14 protein-coding genes and 1 riboswitch are annotated in these 12,634 nt (G+C 39.2%); of the genes, 9 read left to right on the top strand and 5 right to left on the bottom strand.

Annotated features, from left to right (window positions below):
• Positions 1 to 162 precede the first annotated feature (162 nt).
• On the bottom strand, positions 163 to 1,977 hold the full coding sequence (pepF, locus tag V1L66_RS14835; RefSeq protein WP_333006534.1) for an oligoendopeptidase F: 1,815 nt from the start codon (positions 1,975 to 1,977) through the stop codon (positions 163 to 165).
• Between the two features lie 217 nt (positions 1,978 to 2,194).
• On the opposite strand from pepF, the gene V1L66_RS14830 reads away from it, so the two are divergent.
• Positions 2,195 to 2,635, top strand: coding sequence for a Dps family protein (locus V1L66_RS14830; RefSeq protein WP_016994902.1), 441 nt, complete (start codon positions 2,195 to 2,197; stop codon positions 2,633 to 2,635).
• A 190-nt stretch (positions 2,636 to 2,825) separates the two neighbouring features.
• A complete protein-coding gene (locus V1L66_RS14825; RefSeq protein WP_036076320.1) occupies positions 2,826 to 3,263 on the top strand; it encodes a general stress protein in 438 nt (145 codons plus the stop codon).
• Between the two features lie 36 nt (positions 3,264 to 3,299).
• On the opposite strand, the gene V1L66_RS14820 is transcribed toward V1L66_RS14825, so the two are convergent.
• Complete coding sequence (locus tag V1L66_RS14820; protein WP_333006535.1) at positions 3,300 to 4,199, bottom strand: DMT family transporter; 900 nt, start codon at positions 4,197 to 4,199, stop codon at positions 3,300 to 3,302.
• 134 nt (positions 4,200 to 4,333) lie between these two features.
• Here V1L66_RS14820 and V1L66_RS14815 point away from each other — a divergent pair, with 134 nt between their 5' ends.
• The 5 genes from V1L66_RS14815 (at position 4,334) to V1L66_RS14795 (ending at position 8,237) form a co-directional block, all read left to right on the top strand.
• Entirely contained in the window at positions 4,334 to 5,215 is an 882-nt protein-coding gene (locus tag V1L66_RS14815) for a LysR family transcriptional regulator (protein ID WP_016994900.1), read from the top strand.
• 71 nt (positions 5,216 to 5,286) lie between these two features.
• Positions 5,287 to 5,961, top strand: coding sequence for a phosphopantothenoylcysteine decarboxylase (locus V1L66_RS14810; protein ID WP_016994899.1), 675 nt, complete (start codon positions 5,287 to 5,289; stop codon positions 5,959 to 5,961).
• A gap of 102 nt (positions 5,962 to 6,063) precedes the next feature.
• Positions 6,064 to 6,660: a TetR/AcrR family transcriptional regulator gene (locus tag V1L66_RS14805; protein WP_016994898.1), complete on the top strand. Its 597-nt coding sequence runs from the start codon at positions 6,064 to 6,066 to the stop codon at positions 6,658 to 6,660.
• A complete protein-coding gene (locus V1L66_RS14800) occupies positions 6,650 to 7,744 on the top strand; it encodes a heparan-alpha-glucosaminide N-acetyltransferase domain-containing protein (RefSeq protein ID WP_333006536.1) in 1,095 nt (364 codons plus the stop codon). Before V1L66_RS14805 ends, V1L66_RS14800 begins: the two co-directional genes overlap by 11 nt.
• 170 nt (positions 7,745 to 7,914) lie before the next feature.
• Positions 7,915 to 8,010: riboswitch (SAM riboswitch) on the top strand.
• 71 nt (positions 8,011 to 8,081) lie between these two features.
• Complete coding sequence (locus V1L66_RS14795; protein WP_004269393.1) at positions 8,082 to 8,237, top strand: YezD family protein; 156 nt, start codon at positions 8,082 to 8,084, stop codon at positions 8,235 to 8,237.
• 91 nt (positions 8,238 to 8,328) lie between these two features.
• Here the strand turns inward: V1L66_RS14795 and V1L66_RS14790 are convergent, their stop codons facing one another.
• Positions 8,329 to 8,814, bottom strand: coding sequence for a flavin reductase family protein (locus V1L66_RS14790; protein ID WP_036076325.1), 486 nt, complete (start codon positions 8,812 to 8,814; stop codon positions 8,329 to 8,331).
• Positions 8,815 to 8,963: 149 nt separating this feature from the next.
• Here V1L66_RS14790 and V1L66_RS14785 point away from each other — a divergent pair, with 149 nt between their 5' ends.
• Complete coding sequence (locus V1L66_RS14785; RefSeq protein ID WP_333006537.1) at positions 8,964 to 9,749, top strand: VOC family protein; 786 nt, start codon at positions 8,964 to 8,966, stop codon at positions 9,747 to 9,749.
• A 363-nt stretch (positions 9,750 to 10,112) separates the two neighbouring features.
• Here V1L66_RS14785 and V1L66_RS14780 read toward each other — a convergent pair whose 3' ends face one another.
• Both V1L66_RS14780 and V1L66_RS14775 read right to left on the bottom strand, forming a co-directional pair.
• Entirely contained in the window at positions 10,113 to 10,382 is a 270-nt protein-coding gene (locus tag V1L66_RS14780) for an amphi-Trp domain-containing protein (protein ID WP_333006538.1), read from the bottom strand.
• 133 nt (positions 10,383 to 10,515) lie between these two features.
• On the bottom strand, positions 10,516 to 10,716 hold the full coding sequence (locus V1L66_RS14775) for a cold-shock protein (protein WP_004269397.1): 201 nt from the start codon (positions 10,714 to 10,716) through the stop codon (positions 10,516 to 10,518).
• Between the two features lie 213 nt (positions 10,717 to 10,929).
• Between V1L66_RS14775 and V1L66_RS14770 the strand changes: the two genes are divergently transcribed.
• Positions 10,930 to 12,609: a formate--tetrahydrofolate ligase gene (locus tag V1L66_RS14770; RefSeq protein ID WP_036076327.1), complete on the top strand. Its 1,680-nt coding sequence runs from the start codon at positions 10,930 to 10,932 to the stop codon at positions 12,607 to 12,609.
• Positions 12,610 to 12,634 lie beyond the last annotated feature (25 nt).

Genomic DNA, 12,634 nt, shown 5'->3' with positions numbered 1-12,634 from the left:
TAACGGTACTTTTGTATGAAGAAAAATGATTGTCTATTTTGAAATATCTAAAAAATGTAGAGGGACGCCCTGATTCTAGTATATGTACGTATTTTTCTACTTAGAACTAAAAAAAGAAAACGACCTACACCTTTGAATAGGCAGGACCGTTTTCTAGTTAAATTATTGCTGAACGGCTTCGATTTCCACTGTCAGACGTTCAAGCTCATCAATTAAATGGCCAATGTAGGCAATTGTATCACGAAGTGGTTGGTCGGTCGTAATATCAACCCCAGCCATTTGCGCTAACTCCACTGGTGATTTTGTGCCGCCAGCCCGAAGAACTGCTAGCCAATCTTCAACAGCTGGAGCGCCCTCTTTTAAAATACGTTGAGACACTTGTGTGGAGATGGTTAACCCTGCACTATATGTGTATGGATAAAGGCCCATATAATAGTGCGGCTGACGCATCCATGTGAGTTCAGCACCTTCAGAAATAGCGACTGTATCACCCCAGAAATTTTCCAATACGGAACGTTTTAATTGATTGAGGATGGTTGCATTCACTGCTTCTCCAGCATCAATTAATTCATAGACTTTGCGTTGATAGGCAGCTTCTAGTAAATGTGTAACAAAGTTATGATAATATGTTTTCGCTACAATATTGGAAATCACCCAACGTTTAAAGCGTAGATCATCATTATGTGTTAGTAGATAATTCGCTAACAGCATTTCATTCATTGTCGATGGCGCTTCAATAAAGTACAGAGATGGTCGACTATTAAGATAAGACTGATGCTCATACGTATTTGCAAAATGCCCAGCATGACCAAGCTCATGAATAAGTGTAAAGACTTCATTCATTTGTTCATTCCAAGACATTAAAATATAAGGATGGCTACCATACGGACTTGAGCAGAATGCCCCTGTAGATTTTCCTTTGTTTGGCGCATAGTCAATCCAGCGTTCATTAAAGGCTCTTTCCATTAATTGATTATAGTCTTCACCCATAACGGCTAATGCCTTTTCAACATATTCTTTTGCCTCAGCCATTGATAATCGTGGATCATACTCAGGATCCAGCGCAATTTTTAAATCTGCAAATGTCATTTGGTCGATTCCGTTGGCTTTTTGAATTAACGTTGCATAACGACGCATATGCGGGGCAAGCTCTTTTGTAATTAAATCAATTTGACGATTATAGAGCGAACGATCGACATCTTGATCAAATAATAAATAATCAATGACAGAATTAAAACCTCTTAGGTCAGCCATTGTTTTTTCTTGTTGAATATGTGTGTTATATACTTGTGCCGTTGTATGCTGGTAATCGCGTAGCTTGCTTGAAAAAGCTTGAAAGGCAGCACGGCGTACATCTGTATTTGCTTCAAACTCCCAGTCATTTTCGTACAGCACAAAGCTAAGAGGATGCTTTTCGCCATTGGCTTCAAATTCGCCAAAATCCATGTCCACTAATTTCGTCGTATTGTACGTTTTATATGGCGCGTCAAATGTGGCACTGAAGGCTGCCAGCGCTTTTTCCACTTCAGGATGGAGCTGGTGTGGTTTTTGTTTTAATAATTCCTCTAGATAGCGTTTGTAAAGAGGGCTTAATGCTGCTGCTTCTTGTAAAACAGCTTCATCCAATGCCAGTAACTCGCTACGCACGAAGGATAGTGCACTGCTGACTTTTCCGATAGCTGTACCAAACTTTGCCGCACGCATTTGGGCTACATCATTTGTGCGATCTGTTTCGAGATTTAAGCTTGCATATGTGCCAATCGGAACAAACTTTTTTTGCAGCTCTTCAAAGGCTGTTAACACATCAATTACTTTTTGTGCATTTGTAATCGTACCTTTGTATTGTTGCTCGAAGCTAAGTGCATCTTCCACTAATTGTGCTAAGGTAGGTTCAAAATCAGCCTCATTGCTCAATAAATCTGTTAAATCCCAAGTTTCTTCTACTGCAACATCTTTTCGTAATGGTAAAACTTTCATTTATGGACACCCCTTTACATATAAGTGATTTCATTATAACGAAACTATTTCGGAAAGTGAAATAATTTCGTAGAATAGTTGAAATATTCTTACTCTAAATCGTTTCTTATGAAGGATGTTTGAAATATTGTCGGTCGGGAACAATGAGTGTATAGCCAACATCTTTCATTACGCATACTAATGGCTAGAACGAGACATATTGGAGGAGAAATTGATTATGACACAAAACTTAAACAAACAATTAAATAAGCTAGTGGCGACATGGTCTGTGCTTTATACAAAGCTACACAATTATCATTGGTATGTCACAGGTCCAGCCTTCTTTACATTACATGCAAAATTTGAAGAGCTGTATAATGAAACAACATTGAATTTAGATGAAATAGCAGAGCGTATTTTATCAAAGGATGGCAAGCCAGTGGCGACATTAAAAGAGCATCTAGAGCTATCCTATGTAGAGGAAGCTACAGGTGAAGAAACGACAGAGGACATGGTTGCAACGACAATCTCAGATTTCCAAAAGCTGATGAAAGCTTTAAACTCTACAATGGAGCTAGCTGCAGAAGAAGGAGACGACCGTACAGAGGATTTACTCAATGCCATGTACCAGTCTCTTGAAAAGCATACATGGATGTTAAAAGCCTTTCTTGACAAGTAAAAATTGACAATTGGCATGCTGGAGATGACAGTCTCACCAGCATGCTTTTTTTCTGCCCTGAAGGCATTATGTCAAACGGGCAACGTAGTTTAAGGCAATTTAACAATTATTACAGTTGAGTAAAACGGGTTTGCTTGTGTGCAGTGCGGGTAATTATCTAGTAAGCCATACAACATAGGAGGAATTGAACATGATGAATGAACAAAATCCAAAAATTGAGGTGGCCCATACAAGGGATGAAATGCTTCACATTTTAGAGAATATGCGAATGGAAGGTTATCACCAAGACGATATTCATATTATTGCGAGAGATCCCCAACAGTTTGAGGATGTAAAATGGGATGCCGATGTGCAAACGCATGAGGCTGGAAATTGGGTAGATCAATTTAAATCTTGGTTTACAGGCGACTCAGCCGTTACAGAGGGCTTAAAACGATTTAATCTGTCAGAGGGACAAATCGCTTACTATGCACACCTTGTAGAACAAGGCAGTATTGTTTTATATGCAGAGCATGAGGATGATGTTGATACACTCCAAACATATCCAGAGACTGCTGAAGAGCAAGAGGAGCGTTTAAGAAATCAACAACGTATGATAGAGGCAGAGCAATATAGAAGATTTTTATAAAGAGTAAAACAGAGTGATCCCAGTGATCACTCTGTTTTACTGTATGACTTTTTCTTGTGCGTCTTTTTTTATAAAGCGTAGGGCATGGAAGTGCTCTAATTGAGCCACTAAATTACCAATAAGAATAAAGCTACCACCAATCATTAATTTTATTGTTAAGCCTTCTCCGATAAACATCATGGCAAACATAGCGGCAAAAATAGGTTCTAAGGAGAAGATAAGACCTGTATGTGTAGCAGAAGTATACTGTTGTGCAACAGTTTGACCCACAAAGCAAAACGCACTACAGATGATGCCAAGCCCTAAAATAGCAATCCAGGAAGTTGTTGAGTTTGGCAATGTTGGTGTTTCGAATAGAAAAGTTAACACTAGCGCATAAATACCAGCAAAGCCAAGCTGATAAATTCCGTATGAAATGGACTCTACATTTCGAGTGAATGAGCTATTTAAAAGTAAATAAATTGAATAACATAACGCAGCAATTGCGACTAATAAATCGCCTTTATGGAAAGTGAATGTGCCGTGTGCTGTTAAGACGGTAATCCCAATCATGGTACAAATGATCGCAAAGCTAACTGCACGAGAAGGTAACTTTTTTTCAATAAAGCTACTGAAAATCGGCACTAACACGACTGTTAGGCTCAAGATGAAGCCAGCATTTGAAACAGAAGTAGACTGTAAACCAAATAAACTTAACGCGAACACAATGAATAGTAAAAATCCTTGAATAGCCGCATATTTTAATGTTTTACCATTTACTTTGATCATCCGTTTGTAAAAAATAAGTCCTGCTACAAAAAATGCGATGATACAACGTAATGCCACCACATTATAAACTGCCAACGTTTCTAGCCCCATGACCATAAAGGTATAAGAGAGCCCCCAAAACATTGTGACAATAACCATCAATACATTTGCTTTTCCTTGGATACTCATTATGTTCACCTACCATCTGTGTACTAAAACAGTTTTTATACTAAAAATTACTATATATCTTGTATTGTGATTAGTAAAACGAATGTTTATAATGAATAGGATTAAAAAAATTCATGTATATTGAGGGATTGCGGATGAGCTTAGTTAAATATGAGATTTTAACAAAGGTGGCAGAGGTGGCAAGCTTTACAAAAGCAGCGGATGCACTAGGGTTAACACAGTCTGCTGTGAGTCATGCCGTATCAAGTTTAGAAAAAGAGTTTGGCTTTGCTCTCATTCATCGAAGTCGGGTAGGTGTAACATTAACGAGTGAGGGACAAACAATGCTAAGGGCAATGCGTCAGGTTTTGGATGCTCAGGAATTATTGCAACAGGAAGCAGCTCATATTCTTGGGGTGACACGCGGTAAGGTTCGAATTGGTGTAATATCGAGTATTTCCTCGAATTGGATGCCAGAAATTGTTCAGATCATGGATAATCAATTTCCAGGGATTCAGGTGGAGTTACGAGAGGGAGATTACTATGAAATTGAACAATGGCTTTTAAGCGGTGAAGTGGAAGTAGGATTTTTGAATGGTCAAAAGTCAGAGCAATATCAGTTCACTGAGCTCCAACAGGACCCATTGTTATGTATTGTTTCGGATAAAAGTCCTTTATTTAATAAGACAGAAATTGATATCGTAGATCTAGAGGATATGCCATTTATTATGACTTCCTATAAAGGGACAAATGATGTCAAGGTGCTATTAGAGCAATATCATGTCAAGCCGAATATCCGCTTTGAGCTTTCTGAGGAGGTAGGGATTCTTTCCATGATTTCTCATCATTTAGGGATCAGTATTTTACCTCAGTTGGTTATTCAAAATTTACCGCCAACATTGAAAGCGATTCCATTAAAGCAAGGTGGCTACCGAACGATTGGTATTGCCATGAAACATCATGCTTCGCCCGTCACAAAGAAATTTGCAGAGATATTAAGTGCTTGGCTAAAAGAGCAAAACAGCTCCCTAAAATAGTGGCTATTGAAGCATATCCTTACATTACGTTAAAATAGTATTTGTATATATTTCAGAAAATAGGTGAGTGTATGGGGACATTACAGGGCAAAACCGTACTGATTACAAGTGGGGGAACACTTGAAAAATGGGATCGTGTACGAGGTCACACGAATTTATCAAAAGGCACAATGGGGTGTTATTTAGCAGAGGCGGCGCTGGCTGCTGGCGCTAATGTAGTATACATGCATGGTTACTTTGCACAGCTCCCAGAAAACCAAAATGATATGACATTGATACAATTTGAAGGCATAGAGGATTTAGGACAAAAGGTGCGTCATGCAGTTCAACAACAACATATCGATATTGTCATTATGGCGGCTGCGGGCTCTGATTGGGTCATTGACAAAGTATATGATCAATCAGGTAATTTAATGGAGGAAACGGGGAAAATGCCTTCTGACGAACCACCTATTATTCATTTTAAAAAAGCGCCAAAAGTATTAGGTCAAATTAAGGGCTGGCAACCGAATGTAACATTAGTAGGCTTTAAGCTCGAAGCCACGAATGATGAGGAATTCTTGTTAGCTCGCGCAAGACTGCGTATGGAAACAGCCAATGCTCAATTTATGGTAGCAAATAGCTCTCAGTCTTTATATGGGGGGGATGAACCTCATTGGATTGTACCTGCTGATGGACAGCCTCTTAAAGTAATGGGTAAGCAAAAAACAGCAGAAGCTTTAATGATGCATTTACAAAATCAATAAATGTGAACTGTGTAGAGAACTATTTCTACACAGTTTTTTCTTGTCTAAAAGGTTAGCATCCTATAATATTTACTTAACGGTCGGTAAAAAAGGAGGGTAATAATGGGAAATAAAGAACAAACTTTTCAAAAGATTATAGAAATTGCTTATGTGATGTTTGCGGAAAATGGGTTTGAAAAAACAAGCTTAGCAATGATTGCTACAGAGGTAGGTATTTCAAAACCAGCCATTTACTATTATTTTCAATCAAAAGATCAATTAATCGCTTACATATTTGATGAATTGTATAAAGAAATTCAACAGGATATCGCTGTGGATTATAAAGAGCTTACTTCCGCTAATTTTAAGGAAAAATTACTCGAGCTAGGCTATAAGTCTATTGAGGCACAGGGCAAGGATCCTTATTTTAATAAAATATTTAATCAATATGTACTATTAGCGGCTCGCGATGAAAACTATAAGAGACAATTAGTGGAGCTAGAAACCAGCTTTTTAACAAGCTTTGTTGAAGTCCTACAATGGGGTGTGCGGCTAGGAGTTCTAGACGATACGCCCCATATAGAAGCAAAGGCACAGATGCTAGCCCTGGTCTATGATAATATCGGTAATTTCATGTTAACAGGTAACCAATTGAACTATAGAGCTATTTGGAAGGAGGCTGTACATAGCATTATTCAAGGGGGCAAAGATGACAAATAGAAATGATGATCGGCGCATTGAAGGTCTTGATTTTGCAAGAGCTCTCGCTATGCTTGGTATGTTCATTGTCAATTTTGGCGTCATAACAGGTTCTACAACGAATGGTTCAACACGGTTGATTGCCTTACAAAATATGTTTGAGGGGCGTGCGTCGGCCGTATTTGTCATGCTAGCAGGAATAGGAACAGCCTTAATGACTCGTCAGGCTAGAGAGAGTAAGGACCCAATGCTTCTTCGTCAGAATCGACTTATTTTGTGGAAGAGGTCGCTTTTGTTATTCGTGATAGGGATAGTACTATATGCGATCGGTTGGACAGGAGATATATTACATTATTATGGCGTGTATATGTTTGTTGCCGCATGGTTGATTGCCCAATCTAAGAAAAGGATGATGTTTATTATCGGTGTCATTCTTATCCTTTCACAATGGCTTCAAATTCAATTTAATTACCTTGCTGGCTGGCATCCAACATATGTGTTACTAGAGTATCTGGATTTTTGGACACCAGTAGGATTTATTAGAAATTTGCTGTTTAATGGCTATCACCCACTTTTCCCCTGGATTTGTTTTTTTCTGATCGGCATGTTAATCGGCACATTAGATTTAACAAATCGTACATTACGAAAAATCTTATTGGTGACTGGTTTATTGCTAGTCATCATGACTGAGGCTTGTTCAACAGTATTCATTAAGATGACAACCATTCATTTATTGGATGTAGAGAGTGCATTGTATTTATTTGATACAGGACCGATTCCACCAAATATGATGTATGTCCTATCTAATTCGGCTTCGGCTATTGTCCTTATCGTGGGCTCCATCTATCTTGTAGAGACATATAAAAATAAAGTCATTCAATCTTTAATCTTAACTGGACAAATGTCTTTAACGCATTATGTTGGCCATGTTTTTATAGGCATTGGAATACTAATTGTTTGCCAAAAGCTGGAGAACCAAACACTTGTTTTTTCTATGCTGTATGCCTGCTGTTACTTTTTAGGATGTGTCTTTGTTTCTGTATGGTGGAGGGCTAAACATCATCGAGGCCCACTTGAATTCATAATGAGGAAATGGAGCTCGTAATAAATTAATGGATTGCCATCTATTTCTCACTGACTAGGCATAAAATACTTTAGGTATAGGGAGTTTTTTAATCTAAACGACACATTGCATAGTATTCAACTAGGTTTTCTAATATTTTGTATTGACATTCCTATAGCGGAATTATAGAATTATTTTCAAGAAACGCAGTACTCTTATCAAGAGAGGTGGAGGGACTTGGCCCAATGAAGCCTCGGCAACCGAAAAACAGGTGCCAAATCCAACAGATGGTGTCTGAGAGATAGGAGGGGCTATCAATCAGTTTGATGCGTTGGCCTCTTTATGAACAATAAGGAATAAGAAAGAAGGGGTGTTTCGTATGGCTCAGTCAGTAAAAGTAGATGATAAGAAACTAGAGGCAATTGCGAAGGCGATTCAAAATCTTGAATTTGGTGAAGTGCATATTACGATTCAAGATGGTGTAATTGTGCAAATTAATAGGCTTGAAAAGCAAAGATTTCCGCAGAAAAAATAACAATGATTTCAGTAGAACTTATGTCAAATGGCCACCTATAAGCATGAAGGATATCCTGTGCTTACAAGTGGCCCTTTTTTTGTGTGATAGGCTAGCTATAAAAGCCTTTTGGTATGGGACCGATATGACGGCGATGATAAAGCAAAGGCTCTTTTTGAGCATTTGTAATGTCTACCACCTGCCCAATAAAAATGGTATGGTCGCCCGCATCGATTTGCTGAAATGTTTTACATTGTAAATTAGCTGCTGTATCATGTAGAATCGGTAGTCCTAAAGTGGAAGTTGACCACTGTGCTTGTGCAAAGCGATCAGGGATTTTACTAGCAAAAAGTGTACATAAATGCTCTTGATCACTCGCTAAAATATTGACCGCAAAATTTGGCGCAGCCGTGAAATAAGGATGGAGCTGAGATTTTTTATCGAGTGACCACAAAATAAGGAGCGGGTCGATTGAAACAGATGCAAAGGAATTGACGGTTAAGCCAATAGGTTGTGTGTCATGACATGTCGTGACAACTGTTACGCCTGTAGGATAATTACCTAATGCCAATTTAAAGGCAGCTACTAAATCTGTCATTCAAATCACCTCTTTATGAAATTAGTGAACGGAGTTTGTAGGTAAACGAAACTTTTTTTCATATCCTACTAGTAACTCCTTTTCTTGAGTAAATTTTAAACTAATCAAACATATAGGTAAAGGTAATGGGGAAAGAAAGGGGAATGGCCATGACTTTATATTTTGATCATCTGGTTCATCAAGTGGAATCACCAGAAAATATAAAGGTTTTCTTCAATAAACGAAATGTTCATACAGTGAATGGTGGGCAGCACACGATGTGGGGGACTTATAATACGTTAAGCTACTTTGGCTTAAGCTATATTGAACAAATTGCTATTTATGATCGTGATTTATTTGAGCAAGCGGCACAATACCCATATTCCCTACATTATACGTTTAAACGTGATCAAGAGCGCCAGGGATTTTCTCGAATTGCCCTGCGTACAAAAAATATTGAGGAAGAGGGTCGGCGCTTGCGAGCATTGGGCTATGAAGTATATGGGCCAGATGCATGTAGCAGAACAAGACCAGATGGCACAGTGGTAGAATGGAAGCTACTGCATTTTGGTAAGCCAGATCTTCCAATTGATTTTCCATTTTTGATTGAATGGGCGGAGGAAGATGAAGAGCGTTTGGCACAATTAAAGGCAAGTGGTGCCATTGATGTAAAACAGGCTATAACGATGGAATCCGTCCAATTCTATGTCAGGGACATGCAGGCAACCGTTCAGCTGTGGCAAGAGGTGCTACAGCTACCAGAGCCTACACAATATGAGCAGTATATGTCACTACAGCTACCGAATATGCGCTTAGATTTCTATAAGGAAGAGAGTGCGAAGGCAATGACACTCGGACATGTCAAAGAGGGACCATTTGGCGTGACATTAAAGGATCCTAAGCGAACAAAGGAAACATTAGTTTGCCCAGGTGCTTTTTATTGGATAAATCAATAATGAAAAAAGGCTGGAACATAACTAACCTGGACCTTCATTAAGCCGAATAATCTTTAAACATGATAACTAGAAAAACCGACTATTCCGAAACACTTCGTAAGCGTTTTAGTGGATAGCTCGGTATTTTTAGGGGCTGAAACACCTTTGCTCCAGCCTCTGTACATAAGTATTGAAAAACAAACCCATCAATAGAATTTCTGATACAGGCTACTTGCTTTCCTGTGGATTTAGCGTTACACAGGGGACTCTAGAGCGAAATCAACCCCTCACTTTGCTAAAAGGTCTTTTTCTAGTGACATGCTCTTTATTCAATAATATGGAAAAATCCACTTCATCAAAGAAGTGGATTTTCGCTACCTATTATTATTCGATTGTCATTTTTTTCGGTGTTTCTGTACCTGTGTACCAATCAAACTCAATTTCAAATGAATGCTTGTCGCCCTTTTTTGTATAGGAGTATTCGATTTTGAGCTGTTCACTTGGGCTGACAACTGTTGGCTCTGTGCCTTGAACAAAAGTGAATTCACCATTTTCTTTAAGCTTTTCTGCAATCGTTTCCAGTGTTGCCGCAAATTCTGCTACACTTTGTCGTTCTGTATGCTTCAAAATAACTTCTGTCATTGGTTTTTGCATCGAAATCCTATTACTTCTATTATAACATGGAGGGGTCATTAAGCTTATAAAACAGCACAAAAAGCGGATGAAGGAAACGATTCATTTCCTAATCCGCTGCTAATCTGGAACTACACGGATAGCCCCATTATGTTTATAGTTTTACCACATTTGATGCTTGGGGTCCACGATTGCCTTCCACAACATCAAATGAAACCTTTTGACCTTCTTCAAGTGTACGGAAGCCTTCCTCCTGGATGCCCGTAAAATGAACAAATACATCTTCGCCATCATCACATTCAATAAAGCCATAACCTTTTTCATTATTGAACCACTTTACGATCCCCTGTTGCATAAGCATTCGCCTCCAATGCGCTTGAATGTAAAATAAAGTTAAATAAATGGTGCTCTCATTGAGAAAATGTGAAAAAATTGCATTTTCTCTTAGAACATACAGGAATTGAACAAAGATGTCAATTGATTGACGAAATGCTTGCGTATCTGGCTTTCTTTTTTTTCACAATTAAGACTATAATGGAAATGAACAACATAGAAAGTAGGATGCCAAATGACAACGAAAAATCAACCATTATCAGATTTAGAAATCGCTAGTCAAGCAGTGATCAAACCTATTACGGAAATTGCCAATGCTGCGGGTATTCCAGAGGATGCTCTTGAGCAGTATGGACGCTTCAAAGCAAAGATTGACCCATTAAAAATTACTGCGCAGGGCGAGGATGCAAAGGTAGTATTAGTATCAGCTATTAGTCCAACCCCAGCTGGTGAAGGAAAGTCGACTGTGACTGTTGGACTAGCAGATGCCCTTCATCAATTAGATAAGAAGGTGATGGTCGCATTACGTGAACCATCATTAGGTCCAGTCATGGGCGTAAAAGGTGGCGCAACTGGTGGGGGTTACGCACAAGTTATACCAATGGAGGATATTAATTTACATTTCACTGGTGACCTTCATGCGATTACAACTGCTAACAATGCTTTATCCGCATTTATTGATAATCATATCCACCAAGGAAATGCACTTAACATTGATCCTCGACGCATAATTTGGAAGCGTGTCATGGACTTAAATGATCGTGCCCTTCGTAAGGTAGTGGTGGGATTAGGTGGTCCTGTTCAAGGCATGCCGCGTGAGGATGGCTTTGATATTACGGTTGCCTCAGAAATTATGGCGGTATTCTGTTTAGCCACAAGCATTGAGGATTTACGCGAGCGCATCGCAAGTATCGTGATTGGCTATACTTTCGAGCGTGAGCCTGTCTTTGTGCGTGATTTACAGGTAGAGGGTGCCTTAACACTATTATTAAAAGATGCCTTTAAGCCAAACCTAGTTCAAACATTAGAGGGAACACCTGCTATTATCCATGGTGGTCCATTTGCGAATATTGCCCACGGCTGCAATTCCATTATGGCGACACAAACCGCTCGTAAGCTAGCTGATATTGTGGTGACAGAAGCGGGCTTCGGCTCTGATTTAGGTGCTGAAAAATTCATGAACATTAAAGCTCGTAAGGGAGGCTTTAAACCAAGCGCAGTTGTCATTGTAGCGACAATTCGTGCATTAAAAATGCATGGAGGTGTACCGAAAACAGCGCTTGTAGGCGAAAATGTGGAAGCACTCCTACAAGGAATTGAAAACTTAGCTAAACATGTAGATACAGTTCGTACATTTGGCGTTGAACCAATTATTGCCTTAAATCGTTTTATCACGGATACAGAGGCTGAGCTAGAAGCCGTTCTGAACTGGTGTCAAGAAAATCATGTTCGTATTGCCCGTACGAATGTCTGGGAAGAGGGCGGTAAAGGTGGTCTAGCCTTAGCTGAGCAAGTACTAGCTGTGCTAGAGGAAGAAAACAACTTCTCTCCTTTATATGATGTAACAGAGTCGATTGAAGAAAAGGTACGTACGATTGTGCAAAAGGTATATGGCGGGAAAGATGTACAATTTACAGACCAAGCCAAAAAACAAATTGCCCAAATCGAAAAATTCGGCTGGGACTCTCTTCCAATTTGTATGGCGAAAACGCAGTATTCTTTATCAGATCAACCAAGTTTACTCGGTCGTCCAGAAGGCTTCACCATCACAATTCGTGAAGTTATTCCTAAGCTTGGTGCGGGCTTCCTAGTTTGTCTAACGGGCGATATTATGACAATGCCAGGACTTCCAAAAGCACCAGCTGCCCTACGCATGAATGTCGATAATGAAGGACATGCGGTAGGATTGTTCTAATAGAATATTAAAAGCTGCCTACTTA

The sequence above is a fragment of the Lysinibacillus sp. IITD104 genome (assembly GCF_036698265.2).
GTDB lineage: Bacteria > Bacillota > Bacilli > Bacillales_A > Planococcaceae > Lysinibacillus > Lysinibacillus boronitolerans.
The sequence above is the reverse complement of the archived record's forward strand: the minus strand, read 5'-3'. Positions and strand labels throughout refer to the sequence as shown.